Origin of the sequence: Idiomarina sp. ST10R2A5, assembly GCF_051842325.1 — a bacterium.
Classification (GTDB): domain Bacteria; phylum Pseudomonadota; class Gammaproteobacteria; order Enterobacterales; family Alteromonadaceae; genus Idiomarina; species Idiomarina abyssalis.
Map to the genome: position 1 here is coordinate 63,423 of NZ_JBNIEX010000011.1, position 18,368 is coordinate 81,790.

17 protein-coding genes are annotated in these 18,368 nt (G+C 45.2%); 10 read left to right on the top strand and 7 right to left on the bottom strand.

All coding sequences use genetic code 11. The features are described 5' to 3' along the window. Positions 1-12: 12 nt before the first annotated feature. A complete protein-coding gene (locus ACP7FG_RS12120) occupies positions 13-597 on the bottom strand; it encodes a YqaA family protein (protein ID WP_439226525.1) in 585 nt (194 codons plus the stop codon). Positions 598-729: 132 nt separating this feature from the next. Here ACP7FG_RS12120 and hemH point away from each other — a divergent pair, with 132 nt between their 5' ends. Genes hemH through ACP7FG_RS12140 form a run of 4 tightly spaced genes read left to right on the top strand, consistent with a single transcriptional unit; the run spans position 730 to position 5,605 of the window. Continuing rightward, positions 730-1,827, top strand: coding sequence for a ferrochelatase (gene hemH, locus ACP7FG_RS12125; RefSeq protein WP_439226527.1), 1,098 nt, complete (start codon positions 730-732; stop codon positions 1,825-1,827). 44 nt (positions 1,828-1,871) lie between these two features. Next, positions 1,872-2,342: a retropepsin-like aspartic protease family protein gene (locus tag ACP7FG_RS12130; protein ID WP_244994784.1), complete on the top strand. Its 471-nt coding sequence runs from the start codon at positions 1,872-1,874 to the stop codon at positions 2,340-2,342. Between the two features lie 21 nt (positions 2,343-2,363). Beyond that, positions 2,364-2,903, top strand: a complete 540-nt coding sequence (locus ACP7FG_RS12135) for a hypothetical protein (RefSeq protein ID WP_199493812.1) — start codon at positions 2,364-2,366, stop codon at positions 2,901-2,903. A 26-nt stretch (positions 2,904-2,929) separates the two neighbouring features. Then, positions 2,930-5,605, top strand: a complete 2,676-nt coding sequence (locus tag ACP7FG_RS12140) for an EAL domain-containing protein (protein ID WP_439226528.1) — start codon at positions 2,930-2,932, stop codon at positions 5,603-5,605. Between the two features lie 2 nt (positions 5,606-5,607). Here ACP7FG_RS12140 and ACP7FG_RS12145 read toward each other — a convergent pair whose 3' ends face one another. Beyond that, entirely contained in the window at positions 5,608-6,237 is a 630-nt protein-coding gene (locus ACP7FG_RS12145; RefSeq protein WP_199493814.1) for a peroxiredoxin, read from the bottom strand. A 127-nt stretch (positions 6,238-6,364) separates the two neighbouring features. Here ACP7FG_RS12145 and ACP7FG_RS12150 point away from each other — a divergent pair, with 127 nt between their 5' ends. The 3 genes from ACP7FG_RS12150 to gdhA all read left to right on the top strand — a co-directional run bounded on the left by ACP7FG_RS12150 (position 6,365) and on the right by gdhA (position 9,441). Next, positions 6,365-6,808 carry a YaiI/YqxD family protein gene (locus tag ACP7FG_RS12150; RefSeq protein WP_054490176.1) on the top strand — a complete coding sequence of 148 codons (444 nt, stop codon included), beginning with the start codon at positions 6,365-6,367 and terminating at the stop codon, positions 6,806-6,808. Positions 6,809-6,810: 2 nt separating this feature from the next. Further along, positions 6,811-8,007: a diguanylate cyclase gene (locus ACP7FG_RS12155; protein WP_439226530.1), complete on the top strand. Its 1,197-nt coding sequence runs from the start codon at positions 6,811-6,813 to the stop codon at positions 8,005-8,007. An 81-nt stretch (positions 8,008-8,088) separates the two neighbouring features. Continuing rightward, positions 8,089-9,441: an NADP-specific glutamate dehydrogenase gene (gdhA, locus tag ACP7FG_RS12160; RefSeq protein WP_439226531.1), complete on the top strand. Its 1,353-nt coding sequence runs from the start codon at positions 8,089-8,091 to the stop codon at positions 9,439-9,441. A gap of 2 nt (positions 9,442-9,443) precedes the next feature. On the opposite strand, the gene ACP7FG_RS12165 is transcribed toward gdhA, so the two are convergent. Further along, positions 9,444-11,060, bottom strand: a complete 1,617-nt coding sequence (locus ACP7FG_RS12165) for a serine hydrolase domain-containing protein (RefSeq protein ID WP_439226532.1) — start codon at positions 11,058-11,060, stop codon at positions 9,444-9,446. A gap of 20 nt (positions 11,061-11,080) precedes the next feature. Further along, positions 11,081-13,954 (bottom strand): insulinase family protein, encoded by a 2,874-nt coding sequence (locus ACP7FG_RS12170; protein WP_439226533.1) that lies wholly within the window; start codon positions 13,952-13,954, stop codon positions 11,081-11,083. Positions 13,955-14,098: 144 nt separating this feature from the next. Between ACP7FG_RS12170 and ACP7FG_RS12175 the strand changes: the two genes are divergently transcribed. Together ACP7FG_RS12175 and ACP7FG_RS12180 are read left to right on the top strand one after the other, a co-directional pair. Next, entirely contained in the window at positions 14,099-14,773 is a 675-nt protein-coding gene (locus tag ACP7FG_RS12175; protein WP_222235871.1) for a hypothetical protein, read from the top strand. 96 nt (positions 14,774-14,869) lie between these two features. After that, positions 14,870-15,319: an SRPBCC family protein gene (locus ACP7FG_RS12180; protein WP_054490187.1), complete on the top strand. Its 450-nt coding sequence runs from the start codon at positions 14,870-14,872 to the stop codon at positions 15,317-15,319. 83 nt (positions 15,320-15,402) lie between these two features. Here ACP7FG_RS12180 and ACP7FG_RS12185 read toward each other — a convergent pair whose 3' ends face one another. Beyond that, entirely contained in the window at positions 15,403-16,038 is a 636-nt protein-coding gene (locus tag ACP7FG_RS12185; RefSeq protein WP_439226534.1) for a hypothetical protein, read from the bottom strand. Positions 16,039-16,072: 34 nt separating this feature from the next. Between ACP7FG_RS12185 and ACP7FG_RS12190 the strand changes: the two genes are divergently transcribed. Further along, positions 16,073-16,411: a YnfA family protein gene (locus ACP7FG_RS12190; protein ID WP_439226535.1), complete on the top strand. Its 339-nt coding sequence runs from the start codon at positions 16,073-16,075 to the stop codon at positions 16,409-16,411. Here the strand turns inward: ACP7FG_RS12190 and ACP7FG_RS12195 are convergent. Together ACP7FG_RS12195 and ACP7FG_RS12200 are read right to left on the bottom strand one after the other, a co-directional pair. Further along, complete coding sequence (locus tag ACP7FG_RS12195) at positions 16,408-17,163, bottom strand: DUF3307 domain-containing protein (RefSeq protein ID WP_439226536.1); 756 nt, start codon at positions 17,161-17,163, stop codon at positions 16,408-16,410. The two genes, ACP7FG_RS12190 and ACP7FG_RS12195, sit on opposite strands and share 4 nt — an antisense overlap. Beyond that, positions 17,156-17,797, bottom strand: a complete 642-nt coding sequence (locus ACP7FG_RS12200; protein WP_439226537.1) for a SatD family protein — start codon at positions 17,795-17,797, stop codon at positions 17,156-17,158. Before ACP7FG_RS12200 ends, ACP7FG_RS12195 begins: the two co-directional genes overlap by 8 nt. Positions 17,798-18,368: the final 571 nt, after the last annotated feature.

Genomic DNA, 18,368 nt, shown 5'->3' on the forward strand with positions numbered 1-18,368 from the left:
TACCCTAAATGCTTACAGAAATTGCGTGAGTAATAACATAGTTCCTGCCAGAATCAGAATTGACCAGCCAACAGGACCGGCGTATTTACCCCATAAGCGCTCAGTATAAGGCCCTAACCACAAAACGATAAGCGCTAATACATAATATCTTAAAGCGCGCGCTGCACCTGCGGCGAATAAAAACAGAGAAAGTGGGTAGTCGCCAGCTCCGGCAGCGAGCATGGCAACCTGGAAGGGGACCGGAGTCACACCAACTAAGAAAATAGCGACAAAGCCGTCTTCTTTTAGTGTTTCCTGAAACTCCTGATAATAGTCCTGAATGGACAAGTAGCTGATAAACCATTCGCCCGCAGTGTCGAACAGCGCAAAGCCAATGTAGTAACCGCCAACGGCACCTGCCATGAAGCCAGCTAAAGCAACCGAGGCTACTAGCCAGATACGTTTGCGCTCAAGCACCATGTAAGGCACTAATACTAACTCTAAAGCAATGGGGAGTATGGTTGCTTCCATAGCAGAAAGAAAAAAGAGAAGTACCAGAGCATGAGGGGAACTGGCAAGTTTCTGATACCATTGCTGCGTCTTTGTGTTTTCTGTCATTGGCGCGTCAATTTATTAATTTCGATAGTATTTATCGGTTTAGTGTAGCGTTATTTCTTTGCAAATAGGGATCGAAGCCGTTAAAACTTACGTAAACTTTGCATTAAGCGTATTGTTAAAAGGTAACTGAAAATGAAATATCGAGGAAGCCCTGCATTTTCTCACGGACAGGCAGATAAAATAGGGGTGCTGGTGACTAACTTAGGCACTCCTGAGGCTCCGACTAAGAGAGCACTCAAGCCTTATTTAAAAGAGTTCCTGTCTGACCCAAGGGTGGTTGAGGTTCCGCGCCTGCTTTGGTATTTCATATTAAATGGCGTGATCCTTCGATTTCGTCCGAAACGTTCAGCCGAGGCTTATGAAACTGTTTGGACAGAACGCGGCTCGCCGTTGCTTTTTCATACTCAGGATCAAGCCGTTGCTATTGAGAAAAAACTGAAAGAAACCTGGGACGAGAATATTGTCGTCGACTTTGCCATGCGCTATGGGAATCCGGCATTGGGGGATGTGGTCGAGAATATGATGCAAAAAGGGGTACGGAAATTACTGGTTCTGCCGTTATACCCGCAATATTCAGCATCTACCACAGCCTCAACTTTTGATGCTCTGGCAAAAGATTTCACCAAACGCCGCTGGTTACCTGAACTGCGTTTTATTACTCATTACCATGACTTCCCTCCCTTTATTGAAGCGGCAGCAAAACGCATTGAGAGACACTGGGAGCAGCATGGGCGCACTGATAAGTTACTATTTTCTTACCATGGTATTCCGTTACGCTACTTGAAAAATGGAGACCCTTACCATTGTGAGTGCTATAAAACTTCACGCTTGCTTGCTGAGCGCCTGGGGCTTAAAAAAGATGAGTACCTGACCACATTCCAGTCGCGTTTTGGTCGCGAGGAGTGGCTGCAACCGTATACTGATATGACCATGAAAGCGCTTCCCGGAAAAGGCATTAAGTCTGTTCAGGTATTTTGTCCGGGCTTTTCTTCAGACTGTTTAGAGACGGTTGAAGAAATTGGCGAGGAGAACCGAGAATACTTTATGGAAAGCGGTGGTGAACGGTACGAGTATATCTCAGCCCTAAATGCCGAAAGTGATCATATTATTGCGCTGACACAGCTTATTGAGAATAATTTGCAGGGTTGGTCAGTGGAAGAAGTTTCTGGGCTGCGACAGCAAAGAGCTGATGAAGTTAAGAAGCAAGACTTGCCCTACAATAATGATTAGCGGGGGACCTTTTGGCTCGAACGAATTCATTCGGTAAGCCTTTCATGTTTATTGCATGGGGGCTTGCTATTGCTATGCTGGTTTGGTTTTTCGAAGACAAGCTTCAGCAACAGTTTAATCCTAACTCTCAGGTTCAAAGTCATGTAGACAATGGGCAGGTCACAGTCGTGCTGGAACAAAACCGTATGGGCCATTACGTAGCCCGGGGAAAGGTTAACGGGCAGTCGGTGACATTTTTATTAGATACCGGAGCTACCCTGGTCGCTATTCCGGAAGGTTTAGCGCAAAAGCTCGGACTTCGTAAGGGGCGTCAGGGAATGTCCCAAACCGCCAATGGACGTGTTATAACATACCGTACAGAAATTGATCGTTTGCAGCTGGGTGATATTCAGTTGAGCAATGTTGCTGCTTCAATTACACCCGGGATGGACGGCGATGTCATACTTTTGGGTATGAGTGCATTGAAAGAATTTGAGTTAATGCAGAAAGGCGATACTCTTACTTTACGTTATTAAAAATTAGAGCAGGACGGATGTATGTATAGAAAACTACTAGGCGCAACGTTATTCATTATTGCCGGTACGGCCGGAGCGCAACAGGAAACAATGAAGGAATGCGCGGCGATTGAAGACTCACTGGAGCGCTTGGTGTGCTATGACAACTTAGCCAAGCGTCAGCAAGGTGAACCTCAGGACGAAAAAGCTAAAGGTAGAGCTAAAGCGGAAGAGATGAAAGCCCGGGGACAAAGCAAGGCCGAAGAGATGAAAGCTAAGGCTAAGCAACGGGGCAAGCGGAGCGACAATGCCGCAGAGCAGAACTTTGGTATGGAGCACAAAGGTAGTCAAAATAATACGCTTGAAAGGTTAGAAGTAGAAGTTGCCAGCAAAAAGCAGGACCCTTACAAGAAATGGCAAATTGAGCTGACTAATGGTCAGGTTTGGAAGCAAATCGATAGCCGGGGTTACTTTTCCTGGGACGATGATGATACCTATTACATTGAACGCGGTGCGTTGAATTCCTTTTTCTTCGGGCGAGAAGATTCAAATCGTCGACTAAGAGTACAGCGAATTAAATAAACCAGGAACAATTATGCAGCGGACTAATGCAAGATAACTTACTCAGTTACAGTCAAATAGCGACAGGAGTCGTGCTGCTCCTGATTACTGCGACAGTTTTTGTCAGCGTGGTCCGTAAAAGAGCGGATAAGAAGTACCAGGGATTAAATCAGTTAATTCAGGCTCATTATAATACGTTTAATGCCCTGGCCCAGCAGCGGGATATTGAGAGTCGCTTGTTGGGTATTTGTCACCTAATTGAATCTCAAATTGATGGCGCCATGTGTTCTATCATGGTGGCAAATAAAGACAACAAAACTTTATCAACGGCTGCTTCAGCTTCATTACCCCGCTCCTTTTCTAATGAATTAAATGGATTAAAAATTGCTGATGGTTCAGGCGGCTGCGGTACCGCAGCCGCCATCGGTGAACCCGTTCTGGCTGCCGATATGAGGAACGATGAGCGTTTTGAGGCGTTCATGCCGTTAATTAATCAGTACGGCTTAGCTGCTTGTTGGTCTCACCCCATTTTTGGGGCTGCAGAGGGTGAAGTTATAGGAACTTTCGCTATCTACTTTGCCCAGCCGAGAGTGCCAACCGGGGGTGAGCTGGAACTGATTGTACGTAACCGCGACTTAGTTGCCTTAATCCTCGAGCAAGAAGAGCAACGAAAAGCGCAGGTTCGTTTAGAGCAACATCAACGCTCCTTATTTACATACAACCCCGATTCAGTTTTTACACTGGATTTAAACGGAAACTTCACCAGCGTTAATCGTGCAGGTTGCGAGCTTTTACTTCTTAGTGAGGAAGAGTTGCTGGGGCAGCATTACGAGCTGGCGGTTCCGGAAACCGAGCGGGAAAGAACGCTAACGTACTTTGAAACAGCAAAAAAGGGCACCCCTCAGTCTTACGAAATTAAAGTTGCGGACAGAATGGGGCAATTGCATGACTTATCAATAACCAATATTCCAATTATTATTGATGGCGAAGTTACCGGGGTGCATGGTGTCGCTAAAGAGGTTACTGAGCATCGGGCGAATGAGGCAAAACTTAAAGTTTTTCGAAGTAGCGTGCATGCCAGTGTTAATGGCGTCGTTATTAGCGAAGCCAATAAAAAAGGTTTCCCGGTTCTTTATGTGAACCCCGCTTTTGAGAAAATGAGCGGTTACTCTCTTACCGAAATGAAGGGAATAAGTTGCAACATACTGCAAGGCCCAGACACAGATCCAAAGGTGATTAATGAGATTCGAAAAGCCTTGCAGGAAAAACGGGAAATAAAAAGTGTTATTCGGAACTACCGCAAAGATGGAAGCATGTTTTGGAATGAGCTCTTAATAGCACCGGTTAAGGGCCCGGATAATAAAGTAACGCATTTTATTGGGTTACAAAGCGATATTACGGAACGAGTCCAAAGAGAGGATGCTTTAGCTTTTTATGCCTCACATGACAGTCTAACGCAGTTAGCCAACCGAAGTGCAATGGAAGAGCGACTACAACAGTTAGTATCCAATGACACGAACCAAGCCGTTTTTGTGCTGTTTATTGATTTGGACGGGTTTAAACCGATAAATGACAGTTTAGGGCACTACCTTGGTGACGAGGTGTTAATTGAAACTGCGCAGCGTCTGCAGCAGGTAATCCGTGAACCTAACCTGATTTGCCGCTTTGGCGGAGATGAATTTGTTGCTGTTATCCAAAGCATGGGGTCAGCAGAGCAGATTAATGTTTTATGTACCGAAGTATTAGCTATTTTCGACGAACCATTTCGTATCGATGAGATTGAAGTTTCCTTGTCGGCAGCCATTGGCGTTGCCGCAAACGATATTCAATATAAGCATCCCATGGAACTGACTCAGCGCGCCGATGTAGCAATGTATGAAGCGAAGAAGCGCGGCGGTAATGCAGTTTGTTGGTACTCCGAAAAGCTTGATGAGGGGCTGGGCTACAAGGTTGCTCTGCGGACACAAATTCAGGAAGCGCTGGCCAAGAAGCAATTTGAGCTGTTTTATCAACCCATCATGACCAGTACAGGGCAAATTTCAGGGGCTGAAGCGTTGATTCGCTGGCACCACCCAACCAAAGGCTACGTTTCTCCAGCCGACTTTATTCCGATTGCTGAGCGTACAGGTCAGATCATCCAAATTAGTGAATGGGTTCTTAGACAGGCCTGCCAAGACTTAAGTGAGCTGAAACGTTACGGTATTAACACTGTTTCTGTGAATTTTTCGCCCATTCAGTTTTATCGTGACGACTTTATTAGTAAAACCAAGTCTGTGCTCGAAGAATTTAATATAAAGCCGGGTGAAATTACCGTTGAAATAACAGAGAATGTGCTGGTTAACGACACTCAGCGTATTGCTGAACTTTTACAACACCTGCGCGATTTAGGCCTTGATGTTGCTATTGACGATTTTGGAAGCGGGTTTGCCAGTTTGCGTTACCTGAATGTCCTGCCCGTAAATAAACTGAAGATTGATCGCAGTTTTATTGAGAACATTGACCATAACAGACATAACGCTGCAATAACGGGTGGCATCTTAAATATGGTCGAGCACCTCGGTATACAAACAGTTGCTGAGGGTGTCGAAACTGAAAACGAATACCGCTACCTGGTCGAACACGGGTGTCCATTAATGCAGGGCTTTTTATTCTGTAAACCGAAGCCGCTGGGCGAACTACTCGTGTGGGCAGAACGCCAGCAGTCTCTCGAAAACGAAAGTTAAAGCTATTTGATATCGGTCAGACGTAAGTATGGGCGCAGCGTTTTCCAACCTTGCGGGAATTTCTGTTTTGCGTCTTCATCGCTTACTGTCGGGCGAATGATAACTGAGTCGCCAGGAACCCAGTCCGCCGGACAGGCAACTTCTTCGCGATCGGTCGTTTGCAGCGCATCAATAACACGTAAAATTTCATTAAAGTTACGACCTACCGTCATGGGATAAGTCATGATAAGCCGAATTTTCTGGTTGGGGTCGATGATGAAAACTGAACGTACAGTAGCGGTTGCGCTCTCGTTTGGGTGGATCATGTCGTAGAGTTCAGCAACTTTACGATCTTTATCCGCTACAATAGGAAACTCTAAGACGGTGCTTTGAGTGTCGTTTACATCCTCAATCCAGCCTTTGTGCGCTTCAACAGTGTCAGTGGAGAGTCCCAGCGGTTTGACATTGCGCTTTTCAAACTCAGGGGCCAGTTGTGCTGTTCTTCCCATTTCGGTGGTGCAAACAGGGGTGTAGTCAGCCGGGTGACTGAAGAAGAACACCCAGGAACCCTTTGCCCAGTCATGAAATTTTATCGAACCCTGAGTGGTATCAATGGTAAAGTCTGGTGCAGTATCGCCAATACGTAATGTCATAAAGTTACTCCTGGAGTCATTGTTGATAACCTTTATTGGTAACAACTAAATAGTAGCTTAGTAAACGCATTACAAGGTAATAGGCTTAGAACCATTTACTCTAATATAGACTCATGGATTATTAGTAATGACTTTATTTATTGATGCCGATGCCTGCCCACTGGCTATAAGAGAGATTCTTTTTCGAGCGGCGCAGCGTAAGCAGCTACACCTTTATTTAATCGCAAACCAGCGTATTCAGACACCAAAATCGAAGTTTATCCATATGGTTCAGGTGGGCAGTGGTTTTGATGTGGCTGATCATGAAATTGTCCGTCGCTGTGAAGCCGGCGACCTGGTGATAACCAGCGACATTCCTCTGGCGGCAGAAGTTATCGAGAAAGGTGCAAAAGCTCTGAGCTCCCGAGGCGAACTATTTACGCCGGACAATATTCGTCAGCGTCTCAATATACGCGACTTTATGGACACCATGCGAAGCAGCGGCATTCAGTCGGGAGGCCCTCCGCCTTTAACCAACGTTGATCGCAAAAATTTTGCTGACCATTTAGATCGGTTACTTGCGGGGAGTTGAATTTGGGATTTATTGCAGCATTACCGGCAATTCTCTGGGCCTTGGTTGCCTGGCTTTATCCTGAATGGTTGACGCAAATTCAGCTGCCGGTGCCGGGTGCCGTTTCTGCGGGCCTGGGTATTGTGTTTTTACTGGCCGCCTTTTTCCGGCAATGGCACTGGTTTTATTGGTGCGCCTGGGTTGGAGGTAGTTATGCAACGATTCAACTGGGGTTGCAGCAACCACTGGCGCAAAAAGAAGTATCACAACTGTATCAGGCATTGCCTGTTTGGTTATCGGTCAGTGCCCTGTTATTAGCCTTTATAAAACAGCCAACCTTACTGACGCTAAAGGGTGTTCTTCTATTTATTGTTGTGGGAATTTTACCCTTAGCTTTGCTTTTGGGGCCGGTTGCTAACTCAGTTGCAACCCTGAGCCCAGTTGAACTGCTGACTCTGCCTGACTGGGAAGACACTGGACTTGCTGTTGGTTTGCTTCTTTGGATTGTTGCAATGGGAGGAAGTTGGGCAACTTTCCTATTGTATAAAGGCTCATCGTCCTTTGCCTGGAGCCAGTGGGCTTCATGGCTGGCACTGATGGTTTTTCTGCTGGTTGTTGACCATCGGGATGCGTCAACCTGGGCCTCGGTCGCGGCGGTAATTGGCCTATTATTGGCATTGGCCGATCAGATGTTGAAGTTGGCTTACATTGACGAGTTGACTGGATTACCGCAACGCAGAGCACTGGTCAGTCAATTGCAGCATTTACGCAGGCGCAGTGCTGTGTGCATGCTCGATGTCGATTACTTTAAGAAGTTTAATGATCGTTACGGGCATGAGGTTGGTGATCAGGTATTAAGGTTGCTTGGCAGTATTTTGAAAGATCATCGGGGTTTTAAAGCGTATCGTTATGGTGGCGAAGAGTTCACTCTGGTTTTTTCTCACAGCGACCCGGACAAATTGAAAAGTACATTAGAAAGTGTGCGCAGCAAAGTGGCGAATTATCCGCTTAAATTAAGGGAACCCTCGCGACCTGACAGTAAACGCAAAGGCAAGGACGCTCGCGGAAAAAAAGATGCTGCAAAAACCGTAAAAATAACGATCAGTTTAGGAGCGACTTTAAAAGAGCCCGGGGATACACCCGATAGCATATTAAAACGCGCTGATGAGAACCTGTACTCTGCTAAAAAGTCGGGACGTAACCGGGTTGTCTTAAAATAGTGGCGATCTAAACTCACTGGTATACGTTATTAGTAGGTGCAAACCGTAAATCATGCTCTGTACACAATAACAGGTAGGTCAATGAGCTACATAAAAGAAACCATTGAAAAATTAAAACAAACGAGCCCCGCTCAAGTTGAGTTCTATCAGGCGGTAGAAGATGTGCTGGAGTCGATAGAGCCACTTCTGGAAGAGCGGCCTAAATATCGTGAGCATTCTATTATTGAACGCTTGGTTGAACCTGAACGGCAGATTATGTTTCGGGTTCCCTGGATGGATGACGACGGCAATATTCAGGTGAATAAAGGCTATCGAATTGAGTTTAACTCGGCGCTAGGCCCCTACAAAGGTGGTTTACGTTTTCACCCAAGCGTCAATGCCGGCATTATTAAATTCCTTGGGTTTGAGCAAATTTTTAAGAATGCATTAACCGGGCTACCCATTGGTGGCGGTAAAGGTGGTGCCAACTTTAACCCGAAAGGAAAGTCCGATGCTGAAATTATGCGGTTCTGCCAGTCTTTCATGAGCGAGCTTTACCGTCATATTGGACCCAATACGGATGTGCCTGCCGGGGATATTGGCGTGGGGTCGCGCGAAATTGGTTACTTATTTGGTCAGTATAAGCGTTTGGCAAACCGCTTTGACGGCGTGCTTACGGGTAAAAGTCTGCTGTGGGGTGGGTCTCATGTCCGTAAAGAAGCCACCGGGTACGGTGCAGTTTATTTTGCGCAGTGCATGATGGATGACAAAGGTGACTCGCTGGAAGGCAAGCGTTGTTTAATTTCTGGCTCTGGTAACGTTGCTATATACGCTATGGAAAAGCTGTATGACTTAGGAGCCAAGCCCGTAAGCTGTAGTGATTCCAACGGCACCATTTATCATGAACAAGGTATTGATCTTGACCTGGTCAAGCGCATTAAAGAGGAACAAAAGGGGCGGCTGGAAGAGTATCTTGAAACTCATAAGAACGCCGAATATACGCCCCGGGACGATTACCCCAAAGACGGTCATACGGTTTGGCGTTATAAAGCCGACTTAGCTTTCCCTTGTGCAACTCAGAACGAGCTGACCGAAAAAGATGCACAGTCACTTTTGGAGAATGGCTGTAAATGTATTGTAGAAGGCGCGAACATGCCTTCAACGCAGGCCGCAGTTGATCTCTTTATTGAAAGTGGTGCCGCATACGGCCCCGGGAAAGCCGCTAATGCCGGCGGTGTTGCAACAAGTCAGTTAGAAATGGTGCAAAATGCCAGTATGCTGCGCTGGGACTTTGAAGAAGTGGACGAAAAGCTCAAAGACATTATGCGGAATATCTATCAGGACGCAAAACGCACTGCAGAAGATTTCGGGCACCCGTCCAACTTGGTTCTTGGCGCAAACATTGCGGGTTTCCGTAAAGTTGCCGACGCCATGATAGAGCAAGGTGTGGTCTGAATTTATTGGCTTCCTGCATTCTGGGTCAGTCGTTTAATGGCTTCATCATTTACCGCTATCGATTGTGCGTTTAGCATAACGACAGCCCTTGAGCCATCGAGGTAAAAGCCAACAAAACTACTGAACCCGGCTGTTTGCCCGTTGTGCCAGGCGTAGGCTTTACCATTTTCGTCTTCGCTAATAAGCCAGGCTAAAGCCTGCTGGCAGCAGCCTTCAATGTTTTTTTGTGGGGCAAGTAATTGCTCTACAGTGGTATCGCCTTCTGCACTTTTTCGCATGATTGCTCTGGTGTAGTTGGCCATATCACTCAGTGTAGAAACGACAGCTCCGGCACCGGCCAGAGATTGAAAATGCCAGTGAGGTACTACGTCGCCCAAGACATTATGCCCTTTTGACAGGGAGCCTGAAGTATTTTCTTTACGGGTTGCCACATAAGTATCCGGCATACTGAAAGGTTCAAACACAACGTCATTTAACAGCTCAGGAAAAGCTTTTTCTGCACTCTTAGCGAGTGACTCTGCCAGTAAGCCATACCCGAAGTTGGAATATTCGTAATTGTTGGCACCGGGCTCTACCTCAGCCAAGGCACTTTCCAATTCTGACTGACCATAATGAGCGTAAGGGTCTGTCTGGTCGGCCTTACTTAATAAATTTTCAGGAAGTCGGGGCAGCCCGCTGTGGTGTGTGGCAAGCTGTCCCAGAGTCACTGTATCGGGTGCTTGCGGCCAAAACTCGTTGACCGGGGTATCAAGGGTTGTAGACTCATTAACTACTGCATGGGCCAGTAAATAAGCCACCATGGTTTTTGTGACCGAGCCAATTTCGTATTGTGTATTATGGTCATGCTCGCCATAAAACTGCGTTTTGATTTCATCTTGGTCAATGATGGCAACCGCTGCACCGTGCTCGCCCAACTCGGGTGTCGGGGTGCTGGCCTGTTTCTCATCCGAACCGGCTTTTTTGAAGGTGAGAGGAAATTCCTGCCCCTGTTTGAAAGTTCCTTCGTAGCCTTCTGTTGTCTTTTTCCCGTTAAAGCTCGCCTGAATCATCGGCGACTTAAAGCTGAGTGTGTTGTTATCAATATGAACGTCAGTCAAAGGTATACCAAAGCTTTGCTGAGCCGGACTGTCTAAAGTCGCAATATACCCGTCGTGCACAACGGCAATATTCACTTGTAAGGGTAAACTCGAGTTTTCACTGACGGGCAAGTCACCTTTGTAGGTTGCTTCGTAGGTAAGGCGGGCTTTGTCTTCCTGAGTTAGCTTATGCATGGTAATACTGCGTTCTTTACCTTGTGTGAATGTGCCCTCTAACTGACCATCATTCAAAGCCCCCTGATAACTGGCCCTGAGGCTTGTATCGGTGAACTCTATCTTATTATCCTTAACTGAAAACTTCGTGGGTTGGTGGTCAAACATGCCCTGATTCGGGCTATCGAGAGTTAGCTGGCCGTTACTGATATGAATGCCAAGCGTAATGCTAACACCTTCTTGAAGGACAAGCTCTCCGCGCCATACGCCTTCCAGTTCCTCCTGATACTCTTTAGCTTGTAAAGCATGGTGGCAGAAAGCTGCCACCATAATAGTTGAGTAAATAAACCACTTAATAAAGGTCTTCATCTTATTGCCTCATTGGTTAATTACTGCTTTTTCATCTCCTGCTGGAATTCTGCCAGATCAGAAATTACCGTTTGATTCGGTAAATCTGCGTATGGTTCATCAGCAAATTTAGTGCCGCGTAGTTGTACCGAAATACGGGCAGCATCCGGGTTTAACAGAGTTTCCTGATAGAAGGCTTTTGCGTTTTCTAATGTGACACCCTCAACGGCCTTGATCAGTTGCTCTTTGCTATCAAACTCAAAGCGTTGCAGTCTCAAATCGGCCAGAAGCGGAGACACCTCCTCGTTAAGGTTCTTTGGTGTTTCGTTCAAGGTAATGAGCGTGCTTTGCTTAAGTTGATTGAACTCTTCCTCAGTCATACCCTGCAGGTCTTCCCAGTATTCTTTCTTGAAGCTGTCAAAGCGTTCCTGCATATCGGCAACATTTTTCACCGGAGTTTGGATGTATAACCCAAAGCCGGCGTACTGGTCTAAGCTTGGAGCAAAGGCGCCAACTGCGTAGGCTAACTGTTCTTCTGTACGCAGCGTATCGAAAGCAACGGTACGGAAGTGACTTTGTAATACCGTACCGGCAGCTAACGACTCAAAACCGGGCTGTGGATGGATGTGTGCATCAACCAGTGCAACATCAGCGACCTCTAAGTCACGGCGCAGCACAATAGATTGCTCTGGTTGAGGTTCCCAGAACTGAGCCTGCTCAAAGTCCGTTACTTCCCGATTCTTCGGTAAGCTGTCCTTGATGCGTTTAACCGACTCATTAAGCCCTGCTTCGTCGTAGTTACCAAAAGCGAAAATGCGAATAGCATTATTACTCAGCATGGTATTCATGTAGTTCGATAAGTCTTCTGCACTTACAGAACCTGCTGTTTCAACTAACTCTTCCTGATTAAACCCACCTTCGCGGATCAACTGCCCGTAAGCATCGAAGCTTTGGTAAATAGGGAATTGCTGCCCCTTGTTGTTAAGCTCTCTAATATAGCGATCAACTGCTTGCTCAAAAGCTTGCTGTTCAACTGTAAAACTCAGGTTGTTAATCGCCCTTTCCAGCAGTTGAGGCTGCTTATCGGTGAAACCTGACACCGTCAGCGTGAGGCCGGTGCTGTCGCTTAGGCTGATGTTCATTCCGGCAATATTTGCTTCGGTATCAAGCGCGCTAATATTCATATTGTATAAGTCGCGCCACAAAGCGGTTAAAACATTCGCTTTTGCACTTTCAAGCGGGGCCGCGTTATTGATTTGAATGTTGAATACACCCCGAGGTTGATCGCTGTATAGTTGACTTGGGTACTGCCAAACCTGAATACCGTCGTCTTCAATAACCACCTGAGGTTTGTCAAAAGCATCGTTCTGTTTAATGGCAAAGTTTTCGGGTAAAAGTGTATTTACCTTAGGCAGATTAATCGCCATTTGGGGCTCCTGGTCCCAGCTTGCGATTTCTTCTTGCGGTATATCCACAACTTTGTACTTACCTTCGTAAAAGTCGAGCTGACTGTCGTGCGGTTCATCCTGGCTGATGTACCAAACACGCAAATGCTCCGGAGTTAGCTGAGACAAAACAGAGCGTATGGCCTCAGGGTCAAACTCCTGATACTCGTAAGGTGCACTGATAGCGTATTCAGCCGGGAAATTTTGCATGGCTTCAGCCAGGTTAGAAACGTAACTGAATTCGTCACCTTTTTCTAAGAAACGGAAGCGATTGCTCAGGCTGGTTTTAATTTCGTTAAAGTATTTTTCATCAACGCCTTCAGCACGAACTTTATCAATGTACTTCATAATGAGAGCAACAATTTCTTCACGCTGCTTCATACCCGCATTGGTTAGCTCAACGTCAATTGCCAGAACGCCGTAGTTGCCGTAGAAAGTAGGCTGTGCCGATGCGTTTAAATTGGCAATAAGACCGGCATCTTTCAGTTGTTGTGCTGGTGTGCCCGGCATTTCAGAGCCAAGCAAATAGCTGACATAGCGGTTTGGTTTAACCGCGAACTGGTCCTGGTTGTCGTTAATAATGAACTCAAGTTTCAGCTGTTTAACATCTTCATTCGGCACATAGTGAATGCGTTTTTTGCCCACATCGTCGAAGTTAATTTGGGCAGTAACCTCAGGCTCTTCAATACCGTCATCTTCAATGCTGGCAAAATGCTTGCGAGCCAGCTCTTCCATTTCTTCTAACGAACGGTTGCTTATCATGGCAACTTTCATGATATTGGAAGAATAAAAACGGTTATAAAAATCCACAGTTTCCTGATGAAGCTCGCTGCCTTCTTTGTCGCTTAAGCTGTCCAAATTACCGATAAGGAAGCGGTTAGACGGGTGTTTGCCCAAAAGCAGTCGGCCAAGCTTGAACTGCCCAAAAAAGTCCATCTCGCGGCGCATAGACCACTCGGCATTGACCGCATTACGCTCTTTGTCGACGTATTCAGGATACAACTTAGGAGCTTTGAAAAAGTCCGAGAAGCGATCCAGGCCCTCATTGTAGGCATCGTTATTGACTTTAAACATGTAGTTGGTGATATCCAGCCAGGTGTAAGCATTCTGACTGCCACCGTTATTACTCATAAATTCGCTGTAGCCATTAGTGTCCGGGTATTTCTCGGTGCCCAGGAACAGCATATGCTCCAGATAGTGCGCCATGCCCTGTTGTGTTTCAGGGTCCTGCAGTAAGCCAACACCAACACTTAACGATGCGGCAGACTTATCCGTATTAGGATCAGACACCAACATAATTTCAATATTGTTATCCAGAGTTAATACACGATACTCACGCTGATCGTTAGGGCTTTTAATAACTTCCCCGGCAATAGCACTTTGCTGTGTGCTGGTTTCGGTCGCTGGTTGACTGCAGCCTGCGGCTAATAAGGCGGAGCTAATAGCGCTCGCAAGTAGTAACTTTTTCATACAATATTTTCCTTTAACAAGTTATAGCAACATCATACCTAGGAGTAATGGTGTAATTGAAGCGGCCCTGTTAATTATTTGTTGACTAATTTGTAACAGATTGTGAGAGTCATTTTATTAATGAAAAGACAAGGATGTTTAAAAGTGAAACGATTGGTCTCATCACTGGCTTTGCTGGTAATAACCGGATGTGCTTCTCCGACAGTGTTTTTAACAACTGAAAGGTTACCAGAGAAGGACAAGCAAGAGCTTGTAAAGGCATTATCTGAAAGTGGGTTTACCGTAAAAACAACCTCTGGTGTCAGGGTTCCGGAGGAATTCCCGAGTGTTGTTGTTGCTACCAACCCCGCGAATGAGAACCTAGAGTTTTTCGATAAGCTCGAGCAAGTTATTCGTAAGAAAGATTACCCTCCAGTCACTTATCAGAAGTTTTATCAGCAAAAACATTATTACAAAGGGCGTAATGTCGGGCTTTATATAAGAGGAGATGCTGAAGAGTTAGTTCTTCCTCCGGTACTGCGCGGTAGCGAGGAAACTTGCAATGGTCAACGGATGATCCTTGAGTTTAAAGATAAAACAGAAATGAGCCTGGATATTGAAGATGAAGAAATTACTTCTTATACGGGAAGTTATCAGTCGGTATTGCCGGATACTGTATACGCCAACTTTGAGGATATGAAAGAGCCTGTGACATTTAAGTTTTCGCAGGTTGAGGTAAAAACTTATGTCGGTATGAAAACAGCAGATAAACTGGTGGTGACAAAGAGTGAAAACAAAGTGTTGCCTGTTGGTTGTGAGTTTATGATCATTAACTACTAACAACCCATGTTATCCATTTCAAAATTGCTGTCGAAATTCAAATCACCTATTCGATTAGTTGAAGCCATCTACTCATTTATTTAATGGAGGAAAGCTATGTCGAATACGATTCGCTTACATCGAGTTATTAAGGCACCGGCGGAGCGCATTTATAAAGCGTTTTTAAATTCTGATGCTCTGGCCAAATGGCTACCACCACACGGCTTCACGGCAAATATTGAGAGACTAGACGCTCGTGTTGGTGGCACTTACAAAATGTCATTTACGAACTTTTCTACGGGGAGTAGCCATGCGTTTGGTGGTGAGTATCTCGAGTTAGTGCCGAATAAAAAGCTGCGCTATACCGATAAGTTTGATGCCCCGGATCTGTCAGGCACTATGATAACCACGGTTGAACTTAACAGTGTGTCATGCGGAACTGACTTAAACGTTGTTCAGGAGGGTATTCCGAGCGTAATTCCCAGTGAAGCTTGCTATCTAGGCTGGCAGGAGACATTAAGCCAATTAGCACAGCTTGTAGAACCTGATATTCCGGATGATATGTAGATGTTGAGCGGCTTAGCCGCTCTTTTTTCCAGATAGTCATCAGAGATCTGGTACTGCAGTAAATAATGCATAAAGCTTTTCGTTTAAGGTTGTTTCTCTTGTGTGCATCCACTGTAAACTTCAGCATAAGTCTGGCCGAAACAACTGATAAACTTATCCACAATATTTAAGTTAAGTGGCCAGTCTATTTCGATAGGGTTTCCGTCAGCGTCTTTCGGATTAAAGTTTTCCGGCTTCGGAACCGCAGCGAGTTTTTCTCGGTGTATTCTTAGTTTTTCCATGTCTGACTGCAAAAAAGCAATGGTCGCGGCGACATAATGATTCCAGCCTGAAATATCCCTTTGTACTGGTTTCTCAGCTTGTTCCATAAGTTGAATAGCTTGGCGGTATTGCCCTATTTCCGCTCGAAGTTGCCCTTCGTGCCAAACAAAGGTTCTCTTAGCGCCAGCAGAAACTTCATTGGTTGTATAGTAGGTACGGATGAGATTGGCTGCGACTTCAAGGCAGTCATTATTTTTAGCAACTACTCGCCAACCGTTTTCAAAGTTCTGACCAAACTCGCGAGGAGACAGTTCCATCATTGCTTTTTCGTTATAGGTGCATGACTGTTGCAGTCTATTCTTGTCCTCTGCGAAGCTTAAAGGTGAGGCAATAGTTGCTAACAGAAAACTCAAAAATAGTGAGCCCCGAAGAGTTAGCTCACTTATAGTAGACTGCATAATGTCATTCTCCCGCTAAATTAAGGTTTTGAATATGTCCCTTTTATTAATAGCCAAAACGCTCGGACTGTTTTTTATAACCGCTATTGCTGAAATTATAGGCTGCTACTTACCTTACCTGTGGTTGAAAAAAGATGGAAGCGCATGGTTATTGATACCTGCGGCAATTAGTTTGGCGCTGTTTGCCTGGCTTCTTACTTTGCATCCGGCGGAAAGTGGTCGCGTTTATGCAGCTTATGGAGGTGTGTATGTGGTTACTGCACTGCTCTGGTTAAAGGCTGTGGAAGGGGCGTCGCTGTCTATCTACGATGCTGTGGGTGCTGCTTTTACTTTAACCGGTATGACGATTATAGCTGCAGGATGGAATCATTAGTATGCCAATATTGACTGGGTGATTAAGCCTATGAGTAAAACAATGGAGAGGCTAGTGACTGTTCCTAGCAGGACATATTCATGTTTGCTCTCGTCTTTAAATCGCAGAATTGATTTTGCGGCAATAACGAACCCAATAGCGGTAAATTGGTTCATCAAAATAAGCGTTAAAATAATAAATCTCTCAAAAAATCCAATTAAGGAACCTGCTTTGTCCAGCGATTCTTCGCTGCCCTGACTATTACTGTCGGTATTATTTGATAAACGCCAAGGCTTAAGTACGAACTGAATAACAATAGAAGTTGGTTTTAAAATCAGCAGGTAAGAAAGTGTGACTGCGACAAACTCCAGTGTGATCGCGTGTCGTAGTGTGTCGACATTGATAAAGGCAAAGTAGTCGAATAGGTATGCCCAGACACTGAGAATTACAATTAAGTGTAGTAACTGATCGACGCTAAAGCAGAGTAGTGAACCTTTGCATTTAGACAAGCGTGATTTAATGAAATCAATTACGAAGTGAGTACCACCGATTACTAAACTTGCCCAGATAAGAGCGTATTCAAAGTTTGAGGTAAACGACAGAATGATAATAGCCAGAAGGGTGTGAGAGGCTGCGTGCCGGAGATTCGCCAGTATTGAAGTTTTAGCCCCTTGAGAAGACTTACTTTTTATACTACGGCTGGTTTGCAAATAAAAGTCACCGACAACATGAGCCAAAATTAACAGGGTCAGTATGACAAAATGATCAATCATGATTAAGTTCCTCACGAACCAGTGCCTCAAAATATTGAATTGAGTCAGCAACGAGCAGGTATTCACTGCTATTAAGGATTTTTGTGGTATTAGCGCGACTTTTGTCCAACTTATTTGCAAGCTCGGCGTGTGTCTGTGAGCAATCTAGTAAATATAAATAGAGCGCTTCAGCTTGCATGGATGTTAAAGAGCTCAGGTGATTGTCGAGTAACTTCACAACAATAGGAATATGGCGGTTTAGTAGTTTATTTTCCGAGCTAAACACAAGGCGATGTGACTTTATTTCATCAAGGTGCTGACCCGATAAGACAAAGGCTTGGCCAGTAGAAGTTTTCACATCCTCTCTAAGATCTTTTACGTTACCGATGGCGATACTCTGACGCACGTCGATTTTATAATTATTAGATTTGAGCCTAAGGCGAATCAGTATGGCTGCTTTTAACGCTTCCCAGGGGCAAAAGAAGGTGATCTGAAAAGAATCGCCCCGGTAGATGTCGAAAATAGCCTTGTCGCTTGCTTCAAAGGACTTCAGCTCGTTTTTAAGCTGTTTTAGTAGCTCATCATAATGCACAGAGCTCAAACTTCGTGAGTCAACGATGTCGCCTGTGATAACTGCTATAACATGCTTTTTCATATGATTGCCCAAATAACTCAGAAAAGTAACTGATTATAGTTACATTTAGGAATGTAGCCGTTTTTAGTTACTTTTTCAAATGTAACTGAATTTAGTTACATTAAAGCGATTTTTTGGATGATGAGGTGAGGGAGTCTTTCGGGGAAGAAAGCCCTCCGGTTCTCAGAGGGCTTAGAATCGCAGGCTAGCGAAGCGTGGCACGCTACTGTCACGTTCGTGATCTGGAAGTTTTCTGGAAACATCGTAATTATGCCACCGATAGCGCTTTTCCAGATTTTTTGATTTTTCGACTATTCTATCTTTTAGAACACGTATTAGTGTCTATTTTCCAGAAAAATCATCTATGATTATGCTGTTAAGCTAATGAAGCGCCCGCACGGTGCGAGCGCGATAGAATTACAAGAACAATTTGGCAATCATTAAGATCGAATTGATCCAGTTTGGGTCGAGTGAGAGTTTAAACTCTATCTGCATACCGCCGCCTCCTGGCGGCTTTTGAATCGCCACTGATTTGCTAGACACCTCATAGCCATAGATAATGGCATAAAAGAGGTGCTTATGAGTAACAACC

Coding starts and splice junctions, on each gene's coding strand:
- ACP7FG_RS12130 (WP_244994784.1), top strand. CDS start 1,872: ATGTTTATTGCATGGGGGCTTGCTATTGCTATGCTGGTTTGGTTTTTC.
- ACP7FG_RS12135 (WP_199493812.1), top strand. CDS start 2,364: ATGTATAGAAAACTACTAGGCGCAACGTTATTCATTATTGCCGGTACG.
- ACP7FG_RS12165 (WP_439226532.1), bottom strand. CDS start 11,060: ATGAAGACCTTTATTAAGTGGTTTATTTACTCAACTATTATGGTGGCA.
- gdhA (WP_439226531.1), top strand. CDS start 8,089: ATGAGCTACATAAAAGAAACCATTGAAAAATTAAAACAAACGAGCCCC.
- ACP7FG_RS12145 (WP_199493814.1), bottom strand. CDS start 6,237: ATGACATTACGTATTGGCGATACTGCACCAGACTTTACCATTGATACC.
- hemH (WP_439226527.1), top strand. CDS start 730: ATGAAATATCGAGGAAGCCCTGCATTTTCTCACGGACAGGCAGATAAA.
- ACP7FG_RS12150 (WP_054490176.1), top strand. CDS start 6,365: ATGACTTTATTTATTGATGCCGATGCCTGCCCACTGGCTATAAGAGAG.
- ACP7FG_RS12195 (WP_439226536.1), bottom strand. CDS start 17,163: ATGATTGATCATTTTGTCATACTGACCCTGTTAATTTTGGCTCATGTT.
- ACP7FG_RS12170 (WP_439226533.1), bottom strand. CDS start 13,954: ATGAAAAAGTTACTACTTGCGAGCGCTATTAGCTCCGCCTTATTAGCC.
- ACP7FG_RS12140 (WP_439226528.1), top strand. CDS start 2,930: ATGCAAGATAACTTACTCAGTTACAGTCAAATAGCGACAGGAGTCGTG.
- ACP7FG_RS12185 (WP_439226534.1), bottom strand. CDS start 16,038: ATGCAGTCTACTATAAGTGAGCTAACTCTTCGGGGCTCACTATTTTTG.
- ACP7FG_RS12190 (WP_439226535.1), top strand. CDS start 16,073: ATGTCCCTTTTATTAATAGCCAAAACGCTCGGACTGTTTTTTATAACC.
- ACP7FG_RS12200 (WP_439226537.1), bottom strand. CDS start 17,797: ATGAAAAAGCATGTTATAGCAGTTATCACAGGCGACATCGTTGACTCA.
- ACP7FG_RS12180 (WP_054490187.1), top strand. CDS start 14,870: ATGTCGAATACGATTCGCTTACATCGAGTTATTAAGGCACCGGCGGAG.
- ACP7FG_RS12120 (WP_439226525.1), bottom strand. CDS start 597: ATGACAGAAAACACAAAGACGCAGCAATGGTATCAGAAACTTGCCAGT.